Origin of the sequence: Pseudomonas sp. HB05, assembly GCF_016756915.1 — a bacterium.
GTDB classification, from domain to species: Bacteria; Pseudomonadota; Gammaproteobacteria; order Pseudomonadales; family Pseudomonadaceae; genus Aquipseudomonas; species Aquipseudomonas alvandae.
In genome coordinates this window covers 1-26,811 of the sequence record NZ_JAESPG010000049.1, presented here as the reverse complement: position 1 = coordinate 26,811, position 26,811 = coordinate 1, and the positions used below count along the sequence as shown (strand labels likewise).

The 26,811-nt window shown below is 60.5% G+C and carries 32 protein-coding genes; 19 read left to right on the top strand and 13 right to left on the bottom strand.

The window, feature by feature from the left end; genetic code table 11:
- Positions 1-141: 141 nt before the first annotated feature.
- Entirely contained in the window at positions 142-1,218 is a 1,077-nt protein-coding gene (hppD, locus tag JMN22_RS26360; RefSeq protein ID WP_030142212.1) for a 4-hydroxyphenylpyruvate dioxygenase, read from the bottom strand.
- Between the two features lie 250 nt (positions 1,219-1,468).
- Entirely contained in the window at positions 1,469-2,413 is a 945-nt protein-coding gene (locus JMN22_RS26355; RefSeq protein WP_030142213.1) for a DMT family transporter, read from the bottom strand.
- 202 nt (positions 2,414-2,615) lie between these two features.
- Between JMN22_RS26355 and JMN22_RS26350 the strand changes: the two genes are divergently transcribed.
- Both JMN22_RS26350 and JMN22_RS26345 read left to right on the top strand, forming a co-directional pair.
- A complete protein-coding gene (locus tag JMN22_RS26350; RefSeq protein WP_030142214.1) occupies positions 2,616-3,488 on the top strand; it encodes a LysR family transcriptional regulator in 873 nt (290 codons plus the stop codon).
- 390 nt (positions 3,489-3,878) lie between these two features.
- Positions 3,879-4,244, top strand: a complete 366-nt coding sequence (locus JMN22_RS26345; RefSeq protein ID WP_030142216.1) for a histone-like nucleoid-structuring protein, MvaT/MvaU family — start codon at positions 3,879-3,881, stop codon at positions 4,242-4,244.
- A 91-nt stretch (positions 4,245-4,335) separates the two neighbouring features.
- Here the strand turns inward: JMN22_RS26345 and JMN22_RS26340 are convergent, their stop codons facing one another.
- Complete coding sequence (locus tag JMN22_RS26340; RefSeq protein ID WP_198798344.1) at positions 4,336-4,860, bottom strand: DUF4946 domain-containing protein; 525 nt, start codon at positions 4,858-4,860, stop codon at positions 4,336-4,338.
- Positions 4,861-5,046: 186 nt separating this feature from the next.
- Here JMN22_RS26340 and gloA point away from each other — a divergent pair, with 186 nt between their 5' ends.
- Positions 5,047-5,577 (top strand): lactoylglutathione lyase, encoded by a 531-nt coding sequence (gene gloA / locus JMN22_RS26335; protein WP_198798343.1) that lies wholly within the window; start codon positions 5,047-5,049, stop codon positions 5,575-5,577.
- A 165-nt stretch (positions 5,578-5,742) separates the two neighbouring features.
- On the opposite strand, the gene ahpF is transcribed toward gloA, so the two are convergent.
- The 4 genes from ahpF to galU form a co-directional block, all read right to left on the bottom strand.
- Positions 5,743-7,305, bottom strand: coding sequence for an alkyl hydroperoxide reductase subunit F (gene ahpF, locus JMN22_RS26330; RefSeq protein ID WP_198798346.1), 1,563 nt, complete (start codon positions 7,303-7,305; stop codon positions 5,743-5,745).
- Between the two features lie 123 nt (positions 7,306-7,428).
- On the bottom strand, positions 7,429-7,992 hold the full coding sequence (gene ahpC / locus JMN22_RS26325; protein ID WP_011061677.1) for an alkyl hydroperoxide reductase subunit C: 564 nt from the start codon (positions 7,990-7,992) through the stop codon (positions 7,429-7,431).
- A 233-nt stretch (positions 7,993-8,225) separates the two neighbouring features.
- Entirely contained in the window at positions 8,226-9,581 is a 1,356-nt protein-coding gene (gene gorA / locus JMN22_RS26320; protein WP_030142220.1) for a glutathione-disulfide reductase, read from the bottom strand.
- Positions 9,582-9,894: 313 nt separating this feature from the next.
- Positions 9,895-10,734, bottom strand: coding sequence for a UTP--glucose-1-phosphate uridylyltransferase GalU (gene galU / locus JMN22_RS26315; protein ID WP_003182953.1), 840 nt, complete (start codon positions 10,732-10,734; stop codon positions 9,895-9,897).
- A 233-nt stretch (positions 10,735-10,967) separates the two neighbouring features.
- Here galU and JMN22_RS26310 point away from each other — a divergent pair, with 233 nt between their 5' ends.
- Together JMN22_RS26310 and JMN22_RS26305 are read left to right on the top strand one after the other, a co-directional pair.
- Positions 10,968-11,183, top strand: coding sequence for a hypothetical protein (locus tag JMN22_RS26310; RefSeq protein ID WP_030142221.1), 216 nt, complete (start codon positions 10,968-10,970; stop codon positions 11,181-11,183).
- Between the two features lie 112 nt (positions 11,184-11,295).
- Entirely contained in the window at positions 11,296-11,577 is a 282-nt protein-coding gene (locus JMN22_RS26305; RefSeq protein ID WP_030142222.1) for a hypothetical protein, read from the top strand.
- 1 nt (position 11,578) lies between these two features.
- Here the strand turns inward: JMN22_RS26305 and JMN22_RS26300 are convergent, their stop codons facing one another.
- Positions 11,579-11,809 (bottom strand): hypothetical protein, encoded by a 231-nt coding sequence (locus tag JMN22_RS26300; protein ID WP_030142223.1) that lies wholly within the window; start codon positions 11,807-11,809, stop codon positions 11,579-11,581.
- Positions 11,810-11,915: 106 nt separating this feature from the next.
- Positions 11,916-12,266, bottom strand: coding sequence for a hypothetical protein (locus tag JMN22_RS26295; RefSeq protein WP_030142224.1), 351 nt, complete (start codon positions 12,264-12,266; stop codon positions 11,916-11,918).
- A gap of 201 nt (positions 12,267-12,467) precedes the next feature.
- Between JMN22_RS26295 and JMN22_RS26290 the strand changes: the two genes are divergently transcribed.
- The 5 genes from JMN22_RS26290 (at position 12,468) to ada (ending at position 15,748) form a co-directional block, all read left to right on the top strand.
- Complete coding sequence (locus JMN22_RS26290) at positions 12,468-12,770, top strand: DUF1883 domain-containing protein (protein WP_030142225.1); 303 nt, start codon at positions 12,468-12,470, stop codon at positions 12,768-12,770.
- Positions 12,771-12,799: 29 nt separating this feature from the next.
- Positions 12,800-12,970: a hypothetical protein gene (locus tag JMN22_RS26285; protein WP_198798342.1), complete on the top strand. Its 171-nt coding sequence runs from the start codon at positions 12,800-12,802 to the stop codon at positions 12,968-12,970.
- 230 nt (positions 12,971-13,200) lie between these two features.
- On the top strand, positions 13,201-13,920 hold the full coding sequence (locus tag JMN22_RS26280; RefSeq protein WP_198798341.1) for a 2OG-Fe(II) oxygenase: 720 nt from the start codon (positions 13,201-13,203) through the stop codon (positions 13,918-13,920).
- Entirely contained in the window at positions 13,907-14,587 is a 681-nt protein-coding gene (gene alkB / locus JMN22_RS26275; protein WP_437127703.1) for a DNA oxidative demethylase AlkB, read from the top strand. The genes JMN22_RS26280 and alkB overlap by 14 nt, the downstream gene beginning before the upstream one ends.
- An 87-nt stretch (positions 14,588-14,674) precedes the next feature.
- On the top strand, positions 14,675-15,748 hold the full coding sequence (gene ada, locus JMN22_RS26270) for a bifunctional DNA-binding transcriptional regulator/O6-methylguanine-DNA methyltransferase Ada (protein WP_198798340.1): 1,074 nt from the start codon (positions 14,675-14,677) through the stop codon (positions 15,746-15,748).
- On the opposite strand, the gene JMN22_RS26265 is transcribed toward ada, so the two are convergent.
- Entirely contained in the window at positions 15,712-16,200 is a 489-nt protein-coding gene (locus tag JMN22_RS26265; protein WP_198798339.1) for a GyrI-like domain-containing protein, read from the bottom strand. The two genes, ada and JMN22_RS26265, sit on opposite strands and share 37 nt — an antisense overlap.
- Positions 16,201-16,348: 148 nt before the next feature.
- Between JMN22_RS26265 and JMN22_RS26260 the strand changes: the two genes are divergently transcribed.
- The 8 genes from JMN22_RS26260 (at position 16,349) to JMN22_RS26225 (ending at position 22,804) form a co-directional block, all read left to right on the top strand.
- Positions 16,349-17,410 (top strand): NAD(P)H-dependent flavin oxidoreductase, encoded by a 1,062-nt coding sequence (locus tag JMN22_RS26260; RefSeq protein WP_198798338.1) that lies wholly within the window; start codon positions 16,349-16,351, stop codon positions 17,408-17,410.
- Positions 17,411-17,648: 238 nt separating this feature from the next.
- Entirely contained in the window at positions 17,649-18,401 is a 753-nt protein-coding gene (gene modA / locus JMN22_RS26255) for a molybdate ABC transporter substrate-binding protein (RefSeq protein WP_198798337.1), read from the top strand.
- A complete protein-coding gene (gene modB / locus JMN22_RS26250; protein WP_198798336.1) occupies positions 18,402-19,079 on the top strand; it encodes a molybdate ABC transporter permease subunit in 678 nt (225 codons plus the stop codon). It begins immediately after the preceding gene.
- Between the two features lie 3 nt (positions 19,080-19,082).
- Positions 19,083-20,162, top strand: coding sequence for a molybdenum ABC transporter ATP-binding protein (gene modC / locus JMN22_RS26245; RefSeq protein ID WP_198798335.1), 1,080 nt, complete (start codon positions 19,083-19,085; stop codon positions 20,160-20,162).
- A gap of 208 nt (positions 20,163-20,370) precedes the next feature.
- Complete coding sequence (locus tag JMN22_RS26240) at positions 20,371-21,408, top strand: DNA topoisomerase IB (protein WP_198798334.1); 1,038 nt, start codon at positions 20,371-20,373, stop codon at positions 21,406-21,408.
- A 134-nt stretch (positions 21,409-21,542) separates the two neighbouring features.
- Positions 21,543-22,106, top strand: a complete 564-nt coding sequence (locus JMN22_RS26235; protein ID WP_030142235.1) for an ATP-dependent Clp protease proteolytic subunit — start codon at positions 21,543-21,545, stop codon at positions 22,104-22,106.
- A gap of 231 nt (positions 22,107-22,337) precedes the next feature.
- Entirely contained in the window at positions 22,338-22,517 is a 180-nt protein-coding gene (locus JMN22_RS26230) for a general stress protein (protein ID WP_003182983.1), read from the top strand.
- Positions 22,518-22,579: 62 nt separating this feature from the next.
- On the top strand, positions 22,580-22,804 hold the full coding sequence (locus JMN22_RS26225; protein WP_030142236.1) for a hypothetical protein: 225 nt from the start codon (positions 22,580-22,582) through the stop codon (positions 22,802-22,804).
- A 208-nt stretch (positions 22,805-23,012) separates the two neighbouring features.
- Here the strand turns inward: JMN22_RS26225 and JMN22_RS26220 are convergent, their stop codons facing one another.
- Together JMN22_RS26220 and JMN22_RS26215 are read right to left on the bottom strand one after the other, a co-directional pair.
- A complete protein-coding gene (locus tag JMN22_RS26220) occupies positions 23,013-23,765 on the bottom strand; it encodes an OBAP family protein (protein WP_198798333.1) in 753 nt (250 codons plus the stop codon).
- 88 nt (positions 23,766-23,853) lie between these two features.
- The gene (locus JMN22_RS26215) at positions 23,854-24,390 is read right to left on the bottom strand and encodes a DUF3087 family protein (protein WP_198798332.1); all 537 of its coding nucleotides are present in this window, start codon (positions 24,388-24,390) and stop codon (positions 23,854-23,856) included.
- A 217-nt stretch (positions 24,391-24,607) separates the two neighbouring features.
- Here JMN22_RS26215 and ppnN point away from each other — a divergent pair, with 217 nt between their 5' ends.
- Positions 24,608-25,981: a nucleotide 5'-monophosphate nucleosidase PpnN gene (ppnN, locus tag JMN22_RS26210; protein ID WP_030142239.1), complete on the top strand. Its 1,374-nt coding sequence runs from the start codon at positions 24,608-24,610 to the stop codon at positions 25,979-25,981.
- Positions 25,982-26,098: 117 nt separating this feature from the next.
- Here the strand turns inward: ppnN and JMN22_RS26205 are convergent, their stop codons facing one another.
- Positions 26,099-26,761, bottom strand: coding sequence for an HAD family hydrolase (locus JMN22_RS26205; RefSeq protein WP_198798331.1), 663 nt, complete (start codon positions 26,759-26,761; stop codon positions 26,099-26,101).
- Positions 26,762-26,811: the final 50 nt, after the last annotated feature.

Sequence of the window (26,811 nt, the reverse complement as noted above, 5' to 3'; positions counted from 1 at the left end):
CGATAGCGGAGTGTCAGCCAACATCTTTGCCGGCTGATATACCGCTATCGCGAGCAAGCTCGCTCCCACAAAGGGTTGTGTATTGACAATAAAAAGCCCGCCCGGCATCACTGCCGGGCGGGCTTTTTATTGTTTCAGCGGTTACTCGGTAGCGAGCACACCACGACGCACCTGGTCGCGCTCGATCGACTCGAACAGGGCCTTGAAGTTGCCCTCGCCGAAGCCGTCGTCGCCCTTGCGCTGGATGAACTCGAAGAACACCGGGCCCATCAGGGTTTCCGAAAATATCTGCAGCAGCAGGCGCTTATCGCCTTGCTCGGACGCACCGTCCAGCAAAATGCCACGCGATTGCAGCTCACCGACAGGTTCACCGTGGTTCGGCAGGCGACCTTCGAGCATTTCGTAGTAGGTGTCCGGCGGCGCGGTCATGAAGCGCATGCCGATTTTCTTCAACTGGTCCCAGGTCTTGATCAGGTCGTCGGTGAGGAACGCCACGTGCTGGATGCCCTCGCCGTTGAACTGCATCAGGAACTCTTCGATCTGGCCGGCGCCCTTGGACGATTCTTCGTTCAACGGGATGCGAATCATGCCGTCCGGAGCGGTCATCGCCTTGGACGTCAGGCCGGTGTATTCGCCCTTGATGTCGAAGTAACGGATCTCGCGGAAGTTGAACAGCTTCTCGTAGAAGTTCGCCCAGTAGGCCATGCGCCCGCGATACACGTTGTGGGTCAGGTGATCGATGATTTTCAGGCCCGCGCCCACCGGGTTGCGGTCGACGCCTTCGAGGAACACGAAGTCGATGTCATAGATCGAACTGCCTTCGCCAAAACGGTCGATCAGGTACAGCGGCGCGCCGCCGATGCCTTTGATGGCAGGCAGGTTCAGCTCCATCGGGCCGGTTTCGATATGGATCGGCTGGGCGCCAAGCTCCAGGGCGCGCTTGTAGGCTTTTTGCGAGTCCTTGACCCGGAACGCCATGCCGCACACCGACGGACCGTGCTCGGCCGCGAAATACGAAGCGACGCTATGGGGTTCGTTGTTGAGGATCAGGTTGATCGCGCCCTGGCGATACAGGTGCACATCCTTGGACCGGTGGGTGGCCACTTTGGTGAAGCCCATGATCTCGAAGATCGGCTCCAGGGTGTTGGGCGTAGGGGACGCGAATTCGATGAATTCAAAGCCCATCAGGCCCATGGGGTTTTCGTATAGATCTGCCATGTCGGCGCCTCATCATGCTTATCAATTAACAGGAAACGTTAGTTGCCAGTGATGCTGAGGGCACGGGGCGGCGCGCAGGAGATGCCACGAACGCTGCGGGCGAGGAAATCGCCATAGATCAGTTGAAACCCAAGTATCTTCATTGTCGACCCAAGGCTCTTGCGGGCGAGGCTTCTGCTGCCAGAAGACGTTATTCTTGTATGCGTAAACCGATTCTACACAGCGTAACTGGATTTGTCCGCCTTCTGTATCAAATCGCCTTTTGCGCCGACCGTGCAAGGGGTTTGTTGCAGAGGAAAATGCCCGCCAGAATCACGCCGCCGCCGACGCACATCAGGGCCGTGAGCCGTTCGTCCAGCAACAACGCCCCCAGCAACACCGCCGTCAGCGGATTGAGTGCGATGAACACGCCGGAACGGGTTGCGCCAATCCGGCGAATACCGTCATACCAGGCGATGTAGGCCAGGGCCGAGCCCAGCACGCCGAGGTATAGCAGGCTCAGCCATTGCCTGATGTCCAGCGCGGTCAACGCCTCCAAGCGAACCTCACCCACCGTCGCACAGGCAGCCCACAACATCAGCGTGCCCAACAGGATCGACCAGGTGACCGTCTGCAACGGGCCAAGGCTTTCGTTGAGGCTTCGGGAGAACAGCGAATAAATGCCCCATCCCAGCACGCAGCCGAAAATCAGCAAGTCGCCGGTCCAGCCCTGCCCCGTTGCCTGCAGCAAGGACGGATCACGACTGACGATCACCAGCCCCGCCCCGCCGATACACAGCGCGATGCCGATGATTTTCAAGCGCCCCAACCGCTCCTTGAACAGCCACCAGGAGGCCAACCCGATCACGGCCGGATTCAATGCCACTATCAGCGAGGCCCGTGATGCGTTGATGTACTGCAAGCCATAAAAGAAGCACAGGTTGTAGAAGAAGATACCGAAGAATCCCAGCACCGCCAGTTGCACGCCCTGCTTCAGGCTGGGCCTGGCCAGGGGAATGCCGGCCAGGCCGAGAAACACCAACAGCGCGCCACTCGCCAGCAGGAACCGCAGGCTGGCCGCGAACAGGGGCGCCAGGGCATCGGAGAGGATCCGCCCGGCCACGAAAGTCCCGCCCCAGATCATCGTGACCATGGCGAGCTTTAGATAGACCGGAAGGTCTGAAGGGATTGGGACGGTTTGTTCGAGGGTTTTCATGGTTTCACCACGTTGAATAGGACGAATTACCTGTGGCGAGGGAGCTTGCTCGCGCTGGGCTGCGAAGCAGTCCTTTCATTTACCAGCGATGGGCCCGCTGCGCGGTCCAGCGGGAGCAAGCTCCCTCGCCACGGTTTTCTGTATTGCTGGGATGCCGTATTGTTCTACTCATGTCTGGTCATCGTAAAATGAGCCTTTCCTCATGACACTCACCCAACTCGAAATCTTCTCGCTGGTCGCCGAGCTGCGCGGGTTCACGGCAGCCGCGACACGCCTGGGCATCGGCCAGTCAGCGGTGTCACACGCCATCAAAACCCTCGAACAGGAATTGGGCGTCGAATTGTTCCGACGTCATCAGTCCCTCGTCGAGCCGAGCGACATCGGCCAGCAGTTGCTGTTGCGGGCCCGGGCCATGCTCGGGTTGGCGAACACCTTGCGCCAGGAAGCCGCCGACGCCCGAGGGATGCGCCGCGGCACGTTGCGCATCGGCTCGTTCGGTCCGACGTCGTCGATGAAGTTGCTGCCGTCCATCCTGGAGCGCTTCCGTGCCTTGCACCCGGGGATCGAGGTGCACGTCGACGAGGGGCCGGACCGGCAGGTTCTACAGTGGCTGGATGAACGGCGAGTCGACGTCGGCTTCGTGGTCTTGCCTGAAGAGCGCTTCGATACATTCGCGTTGATGGAGGACCAAATGGTCGCTCTGCTCCCCGCCGCTCACCCCCTCGCCGCCCAGGCCAATCTCAAGCTCGGCGAGCTGTGCAACGACCCTTTCATACTCACCGAGGCCGGCTCGTCGGAACTGGTCTGGCGCCTGTTCAATGCCGCTCGGCTCACACCGAACGTACGTTATCGCTGCTCGCAGTTGCTCAGCACGCTCGATATCGTCAGTCGTGGCGACGCGGTAAGCGTGGTGTCCGAAGGCTCGTTGCCGCCCCTCGATGATCCACGTATCGCCAAACGAGCCTTGTCACCACGGGTTCCACGCCAGATCGGCATGGCCGTGCTGGATCGCCGCCAGGCCTCTCCCGCAACCCTTGCATTTATTGAACTGGCCCAGGCGTTGCACCCGGTCTGATGCGGCGTTCGCTTGGGTGACAGCAAGCTCGAATCTTAAATAACCTACTGAGTGAGAGTGACTTTCCGCAGCCCGACGCGTGAACTTTATAGAGTGCTGTCTATTGATATGTGCGATCAGGAGAAAAAATTTATTGCGACAGCGAGTACCGTTAGTGGCCATTTTCCGCCGCCAAGCGCTTGACGATGAAAGCGCGCTCTCGCTAGAACGTCTACTGTTGTTACATAACGAAAAAGTTACGATTTACACTTCTCGGTTTAACTACTACAATTTTTTCTGCCTGTACCAGATAGCAGGAGAGTCATTAGTCACCGAGTCGCTACAAAGCGCTTGGCTTATAGCTTTGTTTGCGGTTGGTATCAGCCATTTATTTCTATTGGAGTATTGATATTGTCCAGACTCGCTGAATTTCGCAAAGCCGAGAAGGCCCTTCAGGAACAGCTCGCACAGCTGGAGGCACTGAAGAATGACGCCGGGCTCAAGAAAGAAATCGAATTCGAAGAGAAGCTCCAGGGGCTGATGAAAACCTACGGCAAAGGCCTGCGTGACATTATCGCGATCCTCGAGCCGAACCCGTCCAAGTCGGGCAGCCTCTCCGCCAAGACCCCAAAGACCCGCCGGGCCAGGGTCGTCAAGGTTTACCAGAACCCACACACCGGCGAACTCATCGAAACCAAGGGCGGCAACCATCGCGGCCTGAAAGCCTGGAAGGAAAAGTACGGCGCAAGCACGGTCGATTCGTGGCTGCGTGGCTGACAGTCAACACTAGTGGAAAAAGCCCTGAATACATTCAGGGCTTTTTTATGGCTGAACTTTGGAAGTAATTCCAGAGTAGTACACCGAGGCCTTATAGTTTCAGGCTATTTCGTACTGACTGTATTTCGTCCTGGCTTTCAACATACACCTGCGCCTGCCCAGCATAGGACAGCACGTAGGCGTTGCCCTCGCTTAGTGCTACGACCAACGTTTGTGACAATACATGACGCCCGTTCTGCGTGATCGTGCAAGTGGTTTCCAATGCCGTTACGCCGCCCAACATGGAAGGGTGAATCTTATTGCAGACGCTTTGATAGCCGCCCTGGAAAAAATCCTTTTGCAGGGACTTTCGCATTTCCAGCAACACGCCTTGCAAGTTCGGCTGATGATCCGCCGCTACAGGCGTTACAGTCAGTTCCATGACCATCAAGGCATTACCTGAAAGGTCGCTCTTGGTCGCACGCTGCCGGTGGGTGCCCGGTGCCGGCGCATCGGCAGACAACGACTCGACTTTCCAGCCCTGGGGCCAGATTACCTGCGGTTCGGCCGCTCCGGCATCGACACTCGCCACGACGGCGAACAGTAAAAAAGACAGCGGAAGGAACGATCGAAACATTGCACGCACTCCAGGGCGAATCCTGAAGTCTGATGGGCGTGGCATCACCAGGCAATAGCGATGTTTGGCGATGCCATGCCCCTTGCGTATCATGGACACACCTGCAAGGAAGCCGTCCAGCGCAAGCCCAGGATCGTCGCGCCCAAGTTGCGACGCCGTTTGCCCCACTTATTTTCCGGAGGGCCCATGAGCCTGCAAGCACTCAACTCTTTTCCTGGCGTCACCGCCCAACCTGACACCGCCACGGCCAAGTTCGTCTTCAACCACACCATGCTGCGGGTCAAGGACATTACCAAATCCTTGGACTTCTATACCCGCGTGCTGGGTTTTTCCCTGGTGGAAAAACGTGATTTCCCTGAAGCCGAATTCAGCCTGTATTTCCTGGCGCTGGTGGACAAAAACCAGATCCCGGCGGACGCGGCGGCGCGCACCGAGTGGATGAAGTCGATCCCCGGTATTCTCGAACTGACCCACAATCATGGCACCGAAAACGACCCGGCATTTGCCTACCACAACGGCAACACCGACCCGCGCGGTTTTGGCCACATCTGCATCTCGGTGCCGGACGTCGTCGCCGCCTGCGAACGCTTCGAAGCGCTGGGCTGTGACTTCCAGAAACGCCTGAACGATGGCCGCATGAAAAGCCTGGCGTTCATCAAGGACCCGGATGGCTACTGGGTCGAGATCATCCAGCCTGCGCCGTTACAAGTTCTATAACCACATCAGCCCCCTTGCTCGCGATAGCGGTCTGTCTGGCACGTCAATACTGAATGTGCTGCAGCTATCGCGAGCAAGCTCGCTCCCACAGGAGAATGCGTAATTCGAAATAAAAAACCCCATGAGCCAAGGCCCATGGGGTTTTGTTGTTTCAGCGACTGGCGATCAGGCCGGCGCGGACGTGCGGATCAGGTGATCGAAAGCGCTCAACGAAGCCTTGGCGCCCTCGCCCACGGCGATCACGATCTGCTTGTACGGCACGGTGGTCACGTCCCCTGCAGCGAACACACCCGGGATCGAGGTTTCGCCACGGGCATCGACGATGATCTCGCCACGCGGTGACAACTCGACGGTGCCCTTGAGCCAATCGGTGTTAGGCAATAGGCCGATCTGCACGAAGATCCCTTCCAGCGCCACGTCGCGCAATTCACCGCTCGGACGATCCTTGTAGCGCAGGCCGTTGACCTTCTGCCCATCGCCGGTTACTTCAGTGGTCTGGGCGTTGGTGATCACCGTCACGTTCGGCAGGCTGTGCAGTTTGCGCTGCAACACTGCGTCGGCACGCAATTGCACGTCGAACTCCAGCAGGGTCACATGGGACACGATACCGGCCAAGTCGATGGCCGCTTCAACGCCGGAGTTGCCGCCACCGATTACCGCAACGCGCTTGCCCTTGAACAGTGGACCGTCGCAGTGCGGGCAGTAAGCCACGCCTTTGTTGCGATATTGTTGCTCACCCGGCACGTTCATTTCGCGCCAGCGGGCGCCGGTCGCCAGGATCACGGTCTTGGCCTTGAGGCTTGCGCCGCTGGCGAACCTGACTTCATGCAGCCCGCCGTCCGTGCCAGGCACCAAGGCGTCGGCGCGTTGCAGGTTCATGATGTCCACGTCGTACTGCTTGACGTGTTCTTCCAGGGCAACGGCCAGTTTCGGGCCTTCGGTTTCCTGGACCGAGATGAAGTTCTCGATGGCCATGGTGTCGAGCACCTGGCCGCCGAAACGCTCGGCCGCCACACCGGTGCGGATGCCTTTACGCGCTGCGTAGATCGCCGCCGAGGCACCGGCCGGGCCACCGCCAACCACCAACACGTCAAAGGCATCCTTGGCGCTGATCTTCTCGGCTTGGCGCTCGATGCCGCTGGTGTCGATCTTGGCGAGGATTTCTTCCAGGCCCATGCGGCCCTGGCCGAAGTTCACACCGTTCAAGTAGATGCTTGGCACGGCCATGATCTGGCGTTCATCGACTTCGGCCTGGAACAGCGCGCCGTCGATGGCGACGTGCTTGATGTTCGGGTTCAGCACGGCCATCAGGTTCAGCGCCTGGACCACGTCCGGGCAGTTCTGGCACGACAGCGAGAAATACGTCTCGAAGTTGAACTCGCCCTTGAGCGAGCGGATCTGTTCGATCACTTCGACACTGGCCTTCGAAGGGTGGCCACCGACTTGCAGCAGGGCCAGCACCAGCGAAGTGAATTCATGCCCCATGGGAATGCCGGCGAAACGCAGGCTGATATCGGCTCCGGGGCGGTTCAACGAGAACGATGGCTTGCGCGCATCGGTGCCGTTGTCGAGCAAGGTAATCTGATTGGAAAGACTGGCAACGTCTTTGAGTAACGCGAGCATTTCCTGGGATTTCGCACCGTCGTCGAGGGATGCAACGATCTCGATCGGCTGGGTGACCCGTTCCAGGTATGACTTCAACTGAGCTTTAAGATTGGCGTCCAACATACGGGCGATTTCCATGTTTGAATTTCAGAAAAAACAACGCCCGAGCGAATCTCGCCCGGGCGTTTTTTGGGGCGAAGCGGCTTACCTGATCAAGAGCGGATCGCCCTCGGATGACTCACGGACTTAGATCTTGCCGACCAGGTCCAGGGACGGAGCCAGGGTGGCCTCGCCTTCTTTCCACTTGGCTGGGCAGACTTCGCCTGGGTGAGCGGCAACGTACTGAGCAGCCTTGATCTTGCGCAGCAGCTCGGAAGCGTCGCGGCCTACACCGCCGTCGTTGATTTCAACGATCTTGATCTGGCCTTCTGGGTTGATCACGAAAGTACCGCGGTCAGCCAGGCCTGCTTCTTCGATCAGCACGTCGAAGTTGCGGGAGATTGCCAGGGTCGGGTCGCCGATCATGGTGTACTGGATCTTGCCGATGGCTGGCGAAGTGTTGTGCCAGGCAGCGTGGGCAAAGTGAGTGTCGGTGGACACGCTGTAGATCTCGACGCCCAGTTTCTGGAATTCGGCGTAGTTGTCGGCCAGGTCTTCCAGCTCGGTTGGGCAAACGAAGGTGAAGTCAGCCGGGTAGAAAAACACGACAGACCACTTGCCTTTCAGGTCAGCATCCGACACTTCGACGAATGCGCCGTTTTTGAAAGCGGTAGCTTTGAACGGTTTAACTTGGCTGTTGATGATAGGCATCGTTGACTCTCCGTCAGGGGTTGAAAAGTTGATGGGGTGAATCTTAGCCATTCATTCCGCTATTGGCTCATTGCCAAACCTCATGCGAATGATTGGTTTTGGCTATCAGGAATCCATATAGATAGAAGAAATCTGTGGAAGCTGCGGAAGGCGGCGATCGGTTGATCGCAGCGGTTGCCAAACAGTTCACAAGGCTGGATCAAAGGGATCGCAGCCTTGTTCTGGGGAGGAGATCAGGCAGTGGGCGTACGCATGGTGACGAATTCTTCGGCAGCGGTCGGGTGTACGCCGATGGTCTCGTCGAAGTCACGCTTGGTCGCGCCGGCCTTCAGGGCAATCGCCAGGCCCTGGACAATTTCCCCTGCGTCCGGCCCGACCATGTGGCAACCCAGCACTTTGTCGGACTTGGCATCGACCACCAGCTTCATCAGCGTGCGTTCCTGGCACTCGGTGAGGGTCAGCTTCATCGGCCGGAAACGGCTTTCGAAAATCTGCACCTCATGGCCCTCCTCCCGGGCCTGCTCTTCCGTCAGGCCAACCGTGCCGATGTTCGGCAGGCTGAACACGGCCGTGGGAATCATCCGGTAATCCACCAGGCGATACTGCTCGGGCTTGAACAGGCGTCGCGCCACCGCCATGCCTTCAGCCAACGCGACAGGCGTGAGCTGCACGCGGCCGATCACGTCGCCTATGGCCAGGATCGACGGCTCGGCGGTCTCGTATTTTTCGTTGACCTGGACAAAGCCTTTTTCGTCCAGCGTCACGCCGGTGTTCTCCAGGCCGAGGTTGTCCAGCATCGGCCGCCGGCCAGTGGCGTAGAACACGCAATCGGTGGATAGCGTCCGACCGTCCTTGAGTGTCACCTTCAGGCTGCCGTCGGCTTCTTTGTCGATGCGCTGGATGTCCGCGTTGAACTGCAAGTCCAGGCCACGACGCTGCAACTCCTCGGCCAGATGCTTGCGCACTGCGCCGTCGAAGCCACGCAGGAACAGGTCGCCGCGATAGAGCAAGGACGTTTGCGCGCCCATGCCGTGGAAGATCCCGGCGAATTCCACCGCGATGTAGCCGCCGCCCACCACCAGCATGCGTTTGGGCAGCGTCTTCAGGAAAAACGCCTCGTTGGAACTGATGGCGTGCTCGCGCCCTGGAATATCCGGGATCACCGGCCAGCCACCCGTGGCGATCATGATGTGCTCGGCGGTGTGGCGCTCGCCGTTGATCTCGACTTCGTGTGGGCCGGTGATCCTGGCGTGGCCTTCGTGCAGCATGACGCCACTGTTGCCCAGCAGGTTGCGGTAGATGCCGTTGAGGCGATTGATCTCGCGATCCTTGTTGGCAATCAGCGTGGCCCAGTCGAAACTCGCCTCGCCCGCCGTCCAGCCGTAGGCCGACGCTTGTTCGAAGTCCTCGGCGTAATGCGCTCCGTAGACCAGCAGTTTTTTCGGCACGCAACCGACGTTCACGCACGTACCGCCCAGGTAGCGGCTCTCCGCCACGCCCACTTTTGCGCCAAACCCCGCGGCAAACCGCGCCGCCCGCACACCGCCGGAACCGGCGCCAATCACATACAGATCAAAATCGTAGGCCATCATCTATCTCCTTCGGCAGGTTGTCAGCATACCTGCTGCTTTCACCTGGGGCAGCGTTCAGATGGTTATGGGGGTAAAACCTGAAAAGCCAAACGGCATTTTTTGCAGCTTGCCTTTGTGGCGAGGGAGCTTGCTCCCGCTCGGCTGCGAAGCAGCCGCAAATGGTCGGCAGCCTTTGAGGCCAGAGGGGGCGCTTCGCGCCCAGCGGGAGCAAGCTCCCTCGCCACGGACGATTTTCGCGCCTGCTTATTCGCGCGCAAAAAAAACGCCCCGAACCAGTCGGGGCGTTTTTTTCAAGCGCGACGCAGGCTTATCAGTAAGCCTTGCCGGTCTTGTAGAAGTTCTCGAAGCAGAAGTTGGTCGCGTCGATATAACCTTCGGCGCCACCGCAGTCGAAACGCTTGCCCTTGAACTTGTAGGCCATGACGCAGCCGTTCTGGGCCTGTTTCATCAGGGCGTCGGTGATCTGGATTTCACCGCCCTTGCCTGGCTCGGTCTGTTCGATCAGGTCGAAGATGTCCGGGGTCAGGATGTAGCGACCGATGATCGCCAGGTTCGACGGTGCATCTTCAGGCTTTGGTTTTTCAACCATGCTGTGGACGCGGTAGATGTCGTCGCGGATCATTTCGCCAGCAATCACACCGTACTTGTTGGTTTCCTGCGGATCCACTTCCTGGATCGCCACGATGGAGCAGCGGAACTGCTTGTACAGCTTGACCATCTGGGTCAGTACGCCGTCGCCTTCCAGGTTCACGCACAAGTCGTCCGCGAGGACCACGGCGAACGGTTCGTCACCGATCAACGGGCGGCCGGTGAGGATCGCGTGGCCCAGGCCTTTCATTTCGGTCTGGCGGGTGTAGGAGAACGAGCACTCGTCCAGCAACTTGCGAATGCCGACCAGGTATTTTTCCTTGTCGGTGCCCTTGATCTGGTTTTCCAGCTCGTAGCTGATGTCGAAATGGTCTTCCAGGGCGCGCTTGCCACGGCCGGTGACGATGGAAATTTCCGTCAGGCCTGCATCGAGGGCTTCTTCGACGCCGTACTGGATCAGTGGCTTGTTCACCACCGGCAGCATTTCTTTGGGCATGGCTTTAGTCGCTGGCAGGAAGCGAGTACCGTAACCGGCTGCTGGGAACAAGCATTTCTTGATCATATTAGTCCTTGAAAAGGCGGTGTGTACAAGTTTCGGCGCAGTCTAATCAGCCGGCAGGCGGCTTACAATGCCTGCACTGGCCAACCGATGCCATCATAGAGAAATAAACCGGCGGATAGTTCAATCGCCTTTCGCTTCGATGGTTCCAGCGGTCCCCACTGTACGCCCATCAGCGCTGTTTGCGGGTATTTGGCGTATCATGGCCGCCTTGATCCCGCCAACGAGGCAGCTAGATGTCGGCAACACAGAACGCAAACGGTTATTCGGTCAGCCAGGACAAGGACGGCCAATGGTGGATTATCAACTACCATGGCGAGCAGGTGGCCGGCCCCTTGCCCAGCAAGACGATGGCGGTGGAAGTCGCCGCGGTCTTCCAGGACGAGCGCTCTGCACCGGCGCCCCGGGAGCGCGAACAGGCGCCAGCGCGCAATAATCGCCGCAAGAAGTAATCGACCAGCCCCTTCGACGCCTGGGTGCTCGAAGGGGCCATTGGTTTAGCTGTACCGGAATGGCCATTCGCTATAATCTCGCGCCATCCTTCCCTTCTCGATGACTCTCCCCATGAAGACACTCCTGGCGCTGTCCGCAGTCCTGGCCCTGGCAGGTTGTGCCTCGGCGGAAAAAACCTACCTGGATAACGGCGAGCAAGGCCTGTCCATCGACTGTTCGGGCGAAGCCAACTCCTGGGCCACCTGCTATGAGAAGGCGGATGCCTCATGCGCCGGCACCGGCTACCGCATCGTCGGCACCGATGGCACGCCACAGGCCAAGGACAGCGAAAAAACCTTGGGCGTCGACGTCGGGAACTTCACCAGCCGCAGTGTCGTGGTCGTCTGCAAATAAGCTAGATGTGAATCTCGGCGAACTTGATCCCCAGGCCCCGCAAGGTCTCGATCAGGTCATCGAGCCGGCCGAAGGATTCGACTTCGTCCTGGTCATCCACGAGAAAGAAACTGCGTCCGGCGCTTTTCTTGAAGAAGACGATCCATTCCCCGGGGCTCGCAGGATTCTGTATCACATGGGTGGCGCAGATAAGTCCTTCTGCATGGCGCTCGCGGACCTGCTCGCGTTTCATCGACTGAACTCCATAAATGACAATGCCGCCAACGTGACCGTGGCGGCATTTTTTCGAAGGATGCAGTTTAACCGATGCCGGCCCGTTCGTCAGGCCCGGGACGCGCTCAACCGGAGATGCATGCGTTGGCCGCTTCCTGCACGTCTCCCGGACGCACCGGCACGTTGGACAGGCTTTCGTGCAACTTGATGCTGCTGCCACTGGAACGCTCGTCAATGTCGAACACCGCCGCGGGCAGCGTCGACAATCGGCCTGGCACGATCACCCGGACGCCGTTCTTGTGCGGCTCCATCTGCAGCGGGCCACGGGTCTTGAGCAGCTTGTCGGCAACGCAATTGGCGTATTCATGAGGTTTCTTACCGGAGATGACGCTCATGGTGGGTGGCGTCTGGTTGATGTCCGATACCGATGCACATCCACCCAGGGCCAAGGCCATTACCCACACGCTGCGCTTCATATCAATCCTCCGATAAAGACCCTCCGACAATGCAAACGCCGTTTTTCTCCGGCGCCCTGGTTTTTTTATTCGCCTACCGGCAATAAATAAGTTTCACCCAGGACAGGGGTCGGTTATTGCACCGTGGTGCTGGTAAACTGCGCGCCATTATTTGCCCACCTTGCCGTGTCGATTGCAAGAAATGCCCTTCTGGAGGCACCCATGAAATTCATCCATCAGCGCGAGCACCTCAACGAGGACGACATCGTCGTCATCGAATGCTCCCAAATGTGCAACATCCGCTTGATGAACGACGCCAATTTCCGCAGCTTCAAGAACGGTGGCCGGCACACTTACCATGGCGGCGCGTTCGACACGTTCCCGGCCAGGATCACCGCGCCCAGCACCGGTTTCTGGAACATTACCATCGACACCGTCAGCCGTCGCGCCATCAGCGTCACCCGCAAGCCGACCCTGACCCACAAGATCAAGATCATCCGGCGCTCCAGCTCGAAACTCAGCTGAGCCTCCCTATCGCAAAGGACAGGAAAACCGTGACCCCGACGACCAAATACGTGATCAAGTACAAGCTCAACGGCGAACGCCGCTTCGAGTTCGCGCAGTTGCAAACCGGCACTGAGGAAGAAGCCATTGCCGCGCTGAAAAAGCTGCATGGCGAGACGGACGACGAGATCACCGAGCTCAAGGTCAGCAAGGCGCTGTAAGACGCAGCCACGCATCCGTGGCGAGGGGATTTATCCCCGCTGGGCTGCGCAGCAGCCCAAAACTTGCTACCTCATTGCAGCAGGTGAAAAGTGAATGCGAGCTTACGACTGCTGCGCAGCCGAGCGGGGATAAATCCCCTCGCCACAAGAGCTCTCAAATAAGCAAGAAACGGGGTGCCTGCACCGCGGCATTCTGCAGACTGACCAGTCCTCCCTACAGGATTGCCATCATGTCCCCTACCCCCGCCCTGACCCAACACCTTTCCAACCTCGACTGGCCCACCCTGGAACGAAGCCTCGACCAGGACGGCTGCGCGATCATTCGCAACCTTATGTCGGCAACGCAATGCCGGGAGTTGAGTAGCTTGTATGCGGACCCCAGGCTTTTTCGTTCGAGGGTAATAATGGCTCGCTACGGATTCGGGCGCGGCGAGTACCAGTACTTTGCTTATCCGCTGCCTGAAGTGATCCAGCAATTGCGTCAGTCGCTGTATCCGAAGCTGGTACCGCTGGCCAATCGCTGGAATGAATGCATGGGGCTGGAAGCGCGATTTCCCGAGCAACACACCGATTTCATCCAACGCTGCCACGCCGCCGGTCAACAACGCCCCACTCCATTGCTGCTGCAATACGGGCCTCAGGACTACAACTGCCTGCACCAGGACCTGTATGGCGAGCACGTATTCCCGCTGCAGGTGGCGATCCTGCTGTCGGAACCCGGCGAGGACTTCACCGGGGGCGAGTTCGTCCTCACCGAGCAGCGCCCGCGTATGCAGTCGCGCCCCCAGGTCATCGACTTGAAACAAGGCGACGCCGTAGTGTTCGCCGTGCATCAGCGGCCGGTCAAAGGCGTTCGAGGTTATTATCGAGTCAACTTGCGCCATGGCGTCAGCCGCGTACACAGCGGGCGCCGGCATACACTCGGGATCATTTTTCATGATGCGCAATGACGACACGCCCATCACCTTCGACCTGTTCGCCGACCAGGCGCCCACTCTCCCAGGCCAGGTCGAGCAGATCGGCCGCCAGTCCTTTGTACTGCGCGGGTTTGCCCTGCCTTGGCTCGACCGCCTGCTGCCGGCCCTGGAAAGCGTCTTGCAGGCAGCACCGTTCCGGCAGATGGTCACGCCCGGCGGTTTCACCATGTCGGTGGCCTTGACCAGTTGTGGCGCGCTCGGCTGGACCACTGACCGCAGCGGCTACCGCTATACCGCCCACGACCCGCAGACCGGCCACCCCTGGCCCGACATGCCGCCAGTATTTCGCGAACTGGCCCTGGCCGCCGCCCGTGAGGCAAGGTTCGAGCATTTCGAGCCGGACGCCTGCCTGATCAACCGCTACGTGCCTGGCGCACGCATGTCGCTGCACCAGGACAAGAACGAACGTTCCCTGACGGCCCCCGTCGTCTCGCTCTCCCTGGGCCTGCCAGCCGTCTTCCAGTTCGGCGGATTCGAGCGCAGCGACAAAAGCCAGCGCATCCCGTTGTTCCATGGCGACATTGTGGTCTGGGGTGGCGTGGACCGGTTACGCTACCACGGCGTGCTGCCGCTCAAGCCCGGAGAGCATCCGCGCCTGGGCGCCCAACGGATCAACCTGACGTTCCGCATGGCCGGTTAAAAGCGCAGAATTCAACCGCAAGACCCGGAGTGTCGTCACAAGCATGGCTCCTTACTCTAGGCAAAACGGGCCAATGGAATAACGACCATGAACAACACTTCCAACAACCGCTCCCCTGATCAGGACCCACGCTGGGCCGCCGTGCTCGCCCGGGATCCACGCGCCGACGGCACATTTGTCTACGGCGTGAAGACCACTGGCATCTATTGCCACCCCAGCAGCCTGTCGCGCCTGCCGAACCCGCGCAACGTCGAATTCTTCGACACGCCGGAACAGGCCCAGGCCGCCGGCTACCGCCCCAGCAAGCGCCTGGCAAGGGACCAGACCCAGATTGCCGCGCAACAAGCGGCCCGGGTCGCGGCCGCCTGCCGGCAGATCGAGGCGGCCGAGGAACTGCCTGGGCTGAATGACCTCGCCAGGACTGCGGGCCTGAGCCCCTTCCACTTCCATCGAGTCTTCAAATCCATCACCGGCCTGACACCCAAGGCCTACGCCGCAGCCCATCGCTCACGCAAGGTGCGCGAACGCCTGGCAGACGCCGGATCGGTGACCGAAGCGCTGTATGACGCCGGCTTCAATTCCAACAGCCGCTTCTATGAAGCCGCCGACAAAGTCCTGGGCATGAAACCCGCCGATTACCGCGCCGCCGGACAAAACACTGACATTCGCTTCGCCGTCGGCCAGTGCTCCCTCGGGGCGATCCTGGTGGCGCAAAGCGAGCGTGGCGTATGCGCGATCCTGCTGGGGGATGATCCGGACGCGCTGGTGCGCGACCTGCAGGACAAATTCCGCCGGGCCAACCTCATCGGCGCCGACCGGGAATTCGAGCAACTGATCGCCCAGGTGGTGGGGTTTATCGAAGCGCCGGCCCTGGGCCTGGATTTGCCGTTGGACCTGCGCGGCACGGCGTTCCAGGAGCGGGTCTGGCAGGCCCTGCGGGAGATTCCACCCGGCAGCACCGCCAGCTACGCCGAGATCGCCCAGCGCATCGGTTTGCCCAAAGCGGTGCGCGCGGTGGCCCAGGCCTGCGGTGCCAACAGCCTCGCCGTGGCGATCCCCTGCCATCGGGTGGTGCGCAGCGACGGCAACCTGTCCGGCTACCGCTGGGGCGTTGAGCGCAAGCGTCAGCTGTTGGCGCTGGAGCGCTCGCCGGAGGATTGAACGCCGATATAGATCGCGACCGAATCGGGTGCGTTGTACACCTCGAAATCGGTGGTGAACCGGCGCACGGCCTGCGGGTTGTCGGCGAAGTACGCCCAGATCAGCCCCCAGGCCTGGATCACGCAGCCGGGCATCTCACCCTTGGCGGAGAACACCAGGTAATCCCCGCCCTCGATATCCACGGCGGGGTAGCCTGCGCTCGTGGCATCGACCTGCACACCCGCCGTCACGTTGAAATAACCAGTCGCATCGGACTCGTAGTCGGAATACACCCCATAAACGAACGACTCCGACTGAAGCGCCGGGATCCGGTCGAACACCCCTTCGGTGAAGAATTGCTGCCACATCGGGCCGATCTTCGCCGCGTCGCCCTGTTGCTCGTCGGCGTTGCGGGTGCGCACCTGCAATCCGGCCACCGTGAAGGGTTCGACAGTCCTGAGTTTCACGTCCATGGGTCGGGCTCCTTGATGGTTGAAGTCCGCATGGTACCGATCCTTGCGTCGGGATCAACCCGGACATCGATTGAAAAACTCGACTGGCCCTGGCCGGGTCACTCCTGCTAAAAACAGCATTTCCTTCTGCCGTCGGAGACACCCGGACATGAGTCAGTGGCCAGACACCCGCATTCTCGACCTGCTCGGCATCGAGCATCCGATCATCCAGGGTCCGCTGGCCGGGGTGACCGGTCCGGCCATGGTGGTCGCCACGTCCAATGCCGGTGGGATGGGTTCGATGCCTGCCGCGATGCTCGATGTAGAGCAATTGCGCCAGGCCCTGACCGACATTGCAGGACAGACCGACAAGCCGTTCAACGTGAATTTTTTCAGCCACCAACCGCCGGTCTTTGATGAGCAAAGGGCCGAGGCCTGGAAGCAACGACTCAAGCCTTATTACGAAGAGCTTGGCGCCGATTTTGACGCGCCAACGCCGGTATCCAATCGCACGCCATTCGACGACGCAGCCTGCCGCGTGCTGGAAGAGTTGCGGCCCAAGGTGGTCAGCTTCCACTTCGGCCTGCCGGAAAAGTCGTTGCTGGATCGGGTCAAGGCCACCGGCGCGAAAATCCTCTCGTCGGCCACCACTGTCGAGGAAGCCATCTGGCTCGAACAACACGGCTGCGACGCGATCATCGCCATGGGTTATGAAGCCGGCGGTCATCGCGGGATGTTCCTCAGTGAAGACCTCAACACTCAAGTGGGCCTGTTCGCCCTGCTGCCGCAGATCGTGGACGCAGTGAAGGTGCCGGTGATCGCAACCGGCGGTATCGGCGATGCGCGCGGAATCGTCGCCGCGTTCGCCCTGGGCGCGTCGGCGGTACAGCTGGGCAGCGCCTATCTGTTCACGCCCGAGGCGAAGATCAGCGCGTCCCATCACCGGGCGTTGCGCACGGCCAAGGAAAGCCAGACCGCGGTCACCAATCTGTTCACCGGGCGCCCGGCCCGAGGGATCGTCAACCGAGTGATGCGCGAAGTCGGCCCGATGAGCCCGCTCGCCCCCGCCTTTCCCCTGGCGGGCGGCGCATTGATGCCCTTGCGCGCCAAAGATGAAGCTGACTTCTCCAATCTCTGGGCCGGCCAGGCGTTTCCCATGGGGCGAGAGTTGCCGAGCGGCGAGTTGACGCGGCGTCTGGCCGAGGAGGCGCTGGCTCGATTCAAGGGCTGAGCGCAAGCCTGACAGTCCCCGGCGCTTGACCGGACGCTATCGCGAGCAAGCTCGCTCCCACAGGGGTTCAGTGTGAATATCAATCATGCATTCATCCCGAAATCCTGTGGGAGCGAGTTTGCTCGCGATGACGGCAGCCCTGCCACCGCTGACTTCTGACAAAATGCCACGTTCCGTTTGCCAGCCATTCGCTATATATTCCGCTATATAGCGAACCCGCCCCCACGGAACCCTGTCCATGCGCCCAGTCCATTTCGCCCCGCTGCTGCTGGCAGCCTGCTTTTGTGTCAACGCTGCCCACGCCGAAGAGGTGCAAGTCGCGGTCGCGTCCAATTTCACCGCCCCGATCCAGGCCATCGCCGCCGATTTCGAGAAGGACACCGGACACAAACTGATTGCCGCATACGGCGCGACCGGGCAGTTCTACACCCAGATCAAGAACGGCGCGCCGTTCGAAGTGTTCCTCGCCGCCGACGACACCACCCCGGCCAAACTGGAAAGCGAAGGCGATACCGTGAAAGGCTCGCGCTTCACCTATGCCATTGGCACGCTTGCGTTGTGGTCAGCCAAGGACAATTACGTCGACGCCAAGGGCCAGGTCCTGCGGGACAACGCGTTCCAACACCTGTCCATCGCTAACCCGAAAGCCGCGCCCTATGGCTTCGCCGCCACCCAGGTGTTGGATAAGATGGGGCTCGCCAATCAGGTCAAGGGCAAGATCGTCGAAGGCCAGAACATCACCCAGGCCTACCAGTTCGTTTCCACCGGCAATGCCGAGCTCGGTTTCGTGGCCTTGTCCCAGGTGTTCAAGGACGGCAAGCTGGCGAGCGGTTCCGCGTGGATTGTCCCTGCCGAACTGCACGACCCGATCAAGCAGGACGCCGTGATCCTCGGCAAGGGCCGGGACAACGCTGCCGCGAAGGCATTGATGGACTACCTCAAGGGCCCGAAAGCCGCCGCCATCATCCAAGCCTACGGTTATCAACGCTAAATGCTGACCGGCGCCGACTATTCCGCCATCGGGTTGACCCTGAAACTGGCGTCACTGACCACGGTGATCCTGCTGCTGATCGGCACGCCCATCGCGTTGTGGCTGTCGCGCACCCGATCCTGGCTGCGCGGGCCCGTGGGCGCGGTGGTTGCCCTGCCATTGGTGCTGCCGCCGACCGTGATCGGCTTCTATCTGTTGCTGGCATTGGGGCCAAACGGCTGGATCGGCCAGTTCACCCAGTTCCTCGGCCTGGGCACCCTCACCTTCAGCTTTACCGGGCTGGTGATTGGCTCGGTGATCTACTCGATGCCCTTCGTCGTGCAGCCGCTGCAAAACGCCTTTTCCGCCATCGGCAGCCGCCCCCTGGAAGTCGCCGCCACCCTGCGAGCCGGGCCGTGGGACACCTTCTTCAGCGTCATCCTGCCCTTGGCGCGCCCCGGCTTCATCTCGGCGGCGATCCTCGGCTTCGCCCACACGGTCGGCGAATTTGGCGTGGTGCTGATGATCGGCGGGAACATTCCGGACAAGACCCGGGTGGTGTCGGTGCAGATCTACGACCATGTCGAAGCCCTTGAATACAGCCAGGCCCACTGGCTGGCAGCAGCGATGCTGGTGTTTTCCTTCCTGGTGTTGCTGGCGTTGTATTCCAGCCGCCGAACCCGCGCCGGCTGGAGCTGATCGATGATCCAGGCGAGATTTCAACTCGACCACGGCCCGTTTTCCCTGGACCTGGACGTGCAATTGCCTGGCCGGGGCGTGACCGCGCTATACGGCGAATCCGGCTCCGGCAAGACCACCTGCCTGCGCTGCATCGCCGGGCTGGACCGGCCTGCGCGGGGCCTCGTCGAGGTCAATGGCGAGGTGTGGCAGGACAGCGAGCGCGGGATTTTCGTGCCGCCCCACCAGCGAGCGCTGGGGTACGTTTTCCAAGAGGCGAGCCTGTTTGATCACCTGTCGGTGCGCGGTAACTTGCTGTTCGGCCTCAAGCGCGTTGCCATGGCGCAACGGCGTGTGGACATGACCCAAGCGACGGAACTGCTGGGCATCGGCCACCTGCTCGACAGGCAGCCGCACAACCTCTCCGGCGGCGAACGCCAGCGCGTTGGTATCGCCCGCGCCTTGTTGACCAGCCCGCGCTTGCTGCTGATGGATGAACCGCTGGCGGCCCTCGATACGCGACGCAAGAACGAGATCCTGCCGTACCTGCAACGACTCCACGATGAACTGGACATCCCGGTGCTGTACGTCAGCCATTCCCAGGATGAAGTGGCGCGCCTGGCCGATCACATCGTGTTGCTGGATGCCGGGCGGGCCTTGGCCAGCGGGCCGATCGGCGAGACCCTGGCCCGGCTCGACCTGCCACTGGCCCTGGGCGATGACGCAGGCGTGGTGATCCAGGGCAAGGTCGCCGGCTATGACACGCAGTATCAGTTGCTCACCCTGACGCTGCCCGACAGCCAGCTCCGCATGCGCGTGACCCACACGCCCCTGGCTGACGGACTGCCGCTGCGCATCAAGGTCCAGGCCCGGGACGTCAGCCTGAGCCTGGCAAACGATGCGCAGACCAGCATCCTCAATCGCCTGCCAGTGACGGTGGTCAGCGAACTGGCCGGCGACAACGCGGCCCACGTGCTGATCCGCCTGGACGCTGCCGGCACCCCGCTGCTGGCGCGGATCACCCGGTATTCCCGCGACCAGTTGAAGCTGCACCCAGGGCAAGTGCTGTGGGCGCAGATCAAGGCGGTGGCGGTGTTGGCGTAGCCGTTCACAGAAGATTTCCCCTGTGGGAGCGAGCTTGCTCGCGATGACGTCGGCACATTCAGCTTCTGAGCAAGCTGATCCACCGCTATCGCGAGCAAGCTCGCTCCCACAGGGTTTGAATCGGGTGATATGAGAATCTCGGCACGACCGCAACGGCCAGCGGTCAATGAATTCACAGGCCATCCGAATTCATCGCCAAGGATCCACCATGCCCGATACCCCAATGCCCGATGCGCTCCCGGCCGACTTGCATTACGTCGACGACACGGCGCCGGGCATCACCCGCAGGAAACTGCGGGGCAAGTTCTGTTATTTCGATCCATCGGGCGAGCGCATCACCGACGCAGCCGAAATCCAGCGCATCAATGCCCTGGCCGTTCCGCCGGCCTACACCGATGTCTGGATCTGCACCGACCCGCGCGGCCATCTCCAGGCCACCGGCCGCGATGCCCGTGGCCGCAAGCAATACCGTTATCATCCACGCTGGCGCGAAGTGCGCGATGCCGACAAGTATTCACGCATGCTGGAGTTTGGCCGCACCCTGCCCCGCTTGCGCAAGCGCCTGGAAGACATTCTCGCCGCCCCGGGCTTCAGCCGCGACAAAGTCATGGCAACAGTCATCACCTTGCTCGACGTGACCCTGATCCGCGTCGGCAACACCCAATACGCCCGGGATAATCGTTCCTACGGCCTGACCACGCTGCGCAACAAGCACGTCGCGGTCAACGGCAGTGCCATCGCGTTCCAGTTCCGTGGCAAAAGCGGCATCGAACACCAGATCACCGTGAAAGACCGACGCCTGGCGCGCATCATCCGGCGCTGCCAGGAAATGCCCGGACAGAATCTGTTCCAGTACCTGGACGAGAACGGCGAGCGCCACGCCGTCACCTCATCGGACGTCAATGCCTACCTCAAGACACTCACCGGCGCGGATTTCACCGCCAAGGATTACCGCACCTGGGCGGGCAGCGCGGCAGCCCTGGAGGGACTGCGCACATTGCAATGGGAAACCGAAACCGAGGCCAAGCGACACGTCGCCGAGATGGTCCGGCAAGTCGCCCGCCAGTTGGGCAACACGCCAGCCGTCTGTCGCAAATGCTACATCCATCCCGCCGTACTGGAAGGCTTCATGGGCGGCGTCCTGCATGAACTGCCCAAGCCTCGGGTGCGCAAGGGCCTCAGTGCGCAGGAAGCGGCGCTGACGATGTTCTTGGAACGCATGGCCCACGCCGTCGAAGCCTGTTGAGCGAAACGATCGATTCGTAGCCGGACTCGATAACGTGTTACGGAAGTGGAACATCCGACAGCCGGTGGACTCCCAACTGTACAGAGCCGCTGATCCGCAGACTCGTCAACGCGTGACGTCGAGAGGAGTTTCAGATGTCCGAACACATCGTCCATTTCCATTGCCAGATCGATCAGGGAACCACCGAACGCTTCCGCGACAATTGCCTGGAAGCCATTGAAAAAGGCGCTGACTCGCTGATGCTCAACCTCTCTACGGTCGGCGGTAGCACCAACTTCGGGTTCACCCTCTACACCTTCATCAAGTCCCTCCCCGTGCCGGTGCGCGCCGTGAACGCCGGCAACATCGAGTCGATGGGCATCGTCATGTACCTGGCCGCCAGCGACCGCACCACGACCCCGCATTCGCGCTTCCTGATCCACCCGATGAATTGGTATTTCGGCCAGAAATCCGTGGACCACTCGCGCTTGCGCGAATACCTGTCCAGCCTCGACAACGACGTGGCGCGGTACGTGGAAATCTACGTCAAGGAAACGGCCGGCGCTGCCACGCAACTGGATATCTTCAAATGCCTGTGCGCCGAAGAACGAGTGATCCCGGCGGAGAATTCCCTGGCCTTCGGCATCGCGCATCGGGTTGAACAAGTGGTGTTCCCACCCGAGGCCAAGCATTGGAAAGTGAGCGGCGGCGAGGACTGAAACCGTCCCCCTGGCAATGAATAAATTCGATTTGACGCCGTTTTGTTTATTAACAAAATCCATGTTGTATAAGTTCAAGCGAAACGGCTGTATAACTTTTTCCATACACTTTTACAAACCAATGCCGTTCGTCGCCAGCGAAACGTTTTTTTTTAAACTTCCCTTCGCAGTTTTCTTTCACAGTACTGCGAGGCACGTTTTACTCGCTTAACCAAAATGAGGATTCTCGAAATGGCTAATAGCGGAAACAAAAACCCAGGTAACTTCGCAAACGACCGTGAGAAAGCATCCGAAGCCGGCAAGAAAGGCGGACATGCTTCCGGCGGCAATTTCGCAAACGACCGGGAAAAAGCTTCTGAAGCTGGCCGCAAAGGTGGCGAACGTAGCCACGGCGGTGGCCGGAAGTCGTAACCCGGAGAATCGTTGGGGCGCAGCTTTGCTGCGTCCTGGCGCTTAACCTGTCGAGGTCATGAATGAGCCACGATCGATTCATCATCAGCTTTATCGCCGACGGCCAACCCGATAGCCGGGTACTCGCAACGGACACCGAGACGCTGACCACCGAAGAAGCCGAAGCGCTCTTGAGGGTGACCTTCACTGAACTTAAGAGTGTCAAGATCAGTGACGTTCAAGTTCAGAAAAGAACCAGGCCAAACGAAACGGAACACGATGTTCCGGGGCATTTCAAACAGCCGTAACGGATGCCAATCGCCCACCTAACTTCCAAACGCACCTATCTTTTGCTGTCGCTGCACTTGTGGCGAGGGGATTTATCCCCGCTGGGCTGCGAAGCAGCCCCCCGGGCGACAAACTTGATATCTGATTCGTTTATTATTTGGGGTCGCTTCGCAACCCAGCGGGGATAAATCCCCTCGCCACAGAAAGCTTTCTTCAAGATCACTTTCTTTAATGAGCATGCCCCGTCGGATCCTTGATCTGCCAAATCTTGCCTTTCTGCCACGCATCCGCGCCAGGATCGATTGCCGGCGCCTCAATGGATTCGCGGGCACGTTTCTTCGCTTCGCTGTCGATGCCCATCCGCCCGTCGCGCTCGCCCACCAACTGCGAATCGATCTGGCCATCGGCCGTAAAGCCCATCATCAGTTGCGGGACGCCGTAGGGCAGCGCGTTGCCCTGCTCGGTGTGCCAGGTGTGCCAGGTCTTGCCGTAGGTGCTGACCAGGTTCTTCATCAAGCGCGTTTCGGCGGCTTCGGGTATGCCCGGCGCGACCAGTTGGCCCGACTTCACTTCATGCACATGGCTGTGCCACAGCTGCTTCTCGGCGGCGGGCAAGTCTTCGAACAAGCGCTTGCTGATGATGTACTCCACCCCCATCAATTTGGCCTTGGCAGTGTTGGCGTCGAAGATGGCGCACTGGAAGATTTCTTCGTTCAGTGCCGTGCAGTAGTGGTGCGCTTCCATTTGCCCGGACATTCGTCCGTTATAGAAATGAAAACCATCGAGGTAGGTATCCAACGCTTGCAACGGGGGTTTGTCCTGCATGATCCCGGCCCCCGCTTCCAGGGTCGCGGTGGTCGGGCTTTTCGCAGCCCCTGGCGCATCCACCGGTGAATGGCTGTTGCCGCCCGCGCAGCCCGCCAGGCCCACCGTTGCCGCATAGAGCATGGCCCAGGTTCCATGAACAATCTTTCCAGGCATCTCGACTCTCCTTTCCATGACTGTTCATGAGAAAGGCGTCCGCTGGCCGGGGTTTGATTTTTTCCCTAAGGGAACCGACGAGCGGCCGCTACGGCCGCGCGTTGTAGGCCTGCTTCACAGTGTCGATCCAGGCCGGGTCCAAGCGTGATTGATCAGGGTCCAGGCCTTGCGCCTGCAATTTCTCCAGATGTTCATCGGCCTCGCGAACCAGCGAGGCGTGGTCGCTGGAATTGGCATCCAGCAGGTGCATCTGGGCCAAGCCCAAGTGATAGAAACGCAACAGTTTCATTGCCGCCGGGTCCCGGGCCTGCGCGCCGGCCTTCACTTGATGCATCACGTTGGTGATGCTCATCAGGCTGCGCTTGAGCTGCCAGCCGTACACCGCCGCACTCATCCACGGCTGCGACCAGAAATACCCGCGCATCAGCCCGGCCATCACCAGCACGGCAGCAAATACGCCACCGACATTGAAGCGAAAATTGTCCCCTCCAGGCGTACCGAACGCCATCACTGCCAAGCTCGATAACAGCATCGCCAGCGCGAGAAACACCACGGCCAGGATGAGCGTGCTGCGACGGGTCTGTTGCCGGTAGTCGGCGGCGTCCCACGGTTTGATCTCGAACATCGCGTCGCAATTTCCTTGTGTGGCGTGAAAAGAGTCGCGCATTATCGCCTGCCCGGTCGATTTAGCTATGCTGGGGCTCATTTTAAGTGGCAAGCGATCCGAAGGACCCGGATCAAAGTCCATGGCGATACCGCAAGGATCGTGCGATCTTCCTGCGTGGATGTTTTTTTCAAGATGCCGCCGTCGTGCGAGCGGCATCGTTTTCAAGGAAAGCTGAATGACTCAAAGACATGTAATCAACGCTTCGGTAAGCCCGAAGGGCAGCCTGGAAACCCTGTCCCAGCGCGAAGTGCAGCAACTGAGCGAAGCCGGTTCCGGCAGCATCTACGATCTATTCCGCCAGTGCGCCCTGGCCATTCTCAATACCGGCGCCCATGTCGATAACGCCAAGACCATCCTGGAAGCCTACAAGGACTTCGAGATCCGCATTCACCAGCAGGACCGTGGCGTGCGCCTGGAACTGCTGAACGCGCCGGCCGACGCATTCGTCGACGGCGAAATGATCGCCAGCACCCGCGAGATGCTGTTCAGCGCCCTGCGCGACATCGTCTATACCGAGAACGAACTGGACAGCCAGCGCATCGACCTGAGCTCATCCCAGGGCATCAGCGACTACGTCTTCCACCTGCTGCGCAACGCTCGCACCCTGCGCCCGGGCGTGGAACCGAAAATCGTCGTGTGCTGGGGCGGTCACTCGATCAACACGGAAGAATACAAATACACCAAGAAAGTCGGCCACGAACTGGGCCTGCGCAGCCTGGACATCTGCACCGGCTGCGGCCCGGGCGTGATGAAGGGCCCGATGAAAGGCGCCACCATCGCCCACGCCAAGCAGCGCATCCACGGCGGTCGCTACCTGGGCCTGACCGAGCCGGGCATCATCGCCGCCGAAGCGCCGAACCCGATCGTCAATGAGCTGGTGATCCTGCCGGACATCGAGAAGCGCCTGGAAGCCTTCGTCCGCGTCGGCCACGGCATCATCATCTTCCCGGGCGGCGCCGGTACGGCGGAAGAGTTCCTCTACTTGCTGGGCATTCTCATGCACCCGGCCAACCAGGACCTGCCCTTCCCGGTGATCCTCACCGGGCCTAAAAGCGCCACGCCGTATTTCGAGCAACTGCACGCATTCGTCGGTGCGACCTTGGGCGAGGCCGCGCAAAAGCATTACCAGATCATCATTGACGACCCGGCCGAAGTGGCGCGGCAGATGACCCAGGGGTTGAAAGAAGTGAAGCAGTTCCGCCGCGAGCGCAACGACGCGTTCCACTTCAACTGGCTGCTGAAAATCGACGAAGGTTTCCAGCGTCCGTTCGACCCAACCCACGCCAACATGGCCAGCCTGGGCCTGAGCCGCGAATTGCCAGCCCACGAATTGGCCGCGAACCTGCGCCGGGCGTTCTCGGGGATCGTGGCGGGGAACGTGAAGGACAAGGGCATCCGCCTGATCGAAGAACACGGCCCGTACGAAATCCACGGCGACGCCGCGATCATGGAGCCGCTGGATCGCCTGCTCCAAGCCTTCGTCGCCCAGCATCGGATGAAACTGCCGGGCGGCGCGGCGTATGTGCCGTGCTATCGCGTAGTGACCTGATCTGATCGAATCACCGAAGATCCAATGTGGGAGCGAGCTTGCTCGCTATAGCGGTGGTTCAGCCAGCATCGGTGCTGGATGGACCGCCATCGCGAGCAAGCTCGCTCCCACAGGGGGTTAGCGGTGAATTGGAAGGTGCATCGATCCGCCATCCACCGTGACGCTCAGCCCACGGTAATCCTCGATCTGCCCATGCAACGTCACCACCGGGTGGGTATGCGTGGCGGTCACGACCATCACGTCCATGCCCGCCGCCTCGCCGGCCTTGATCCCGGCGTCGGCGTCCTCGAACACCAGGCATTCCTGCGGGGCGACCTGCAAGCGTTGCGCGGCCAACAGATAGCACCCTGGATTCGGCTTACCGGCGCTCACGTCTTCGGCAGTCACCATCACCTCTGGGCGCGGGATCCCGGCGGCTTCCATCCGGCGTAAAGCCAAGGCCATCGGCGCAGACGTGACGATAGCCCATTGCGTTGGCGGCAGGCTCCTGAGAAATGCCACCGCCCCGGGCACCTCGACCACGCCTTCCACGTCTTCGATTTCTTCAACGGTGAGCTGCGCGGCCTCGGACTGGACATCCACACCGGGCAAGTTCTGGCGGGCGACCGTGTCGACGGCGCGCACGCCGTGGATGGTAGGCAGGAACTTCGCCACGTCCAGGCCATGGCGGATGGCCCAGCGGGTCCAGATCCGCTCGGTGGCGGCGACCGAATTGAGCAGCGTGCCGTCCATGTCGAAGAGGAAGGCGCGGTAGGCGATGGAGGGGAGTTCTACGGACATCGTGATCCTCGTACTGGGATGAAATGGTGGCCACTGTCTGTGGGAGCGGG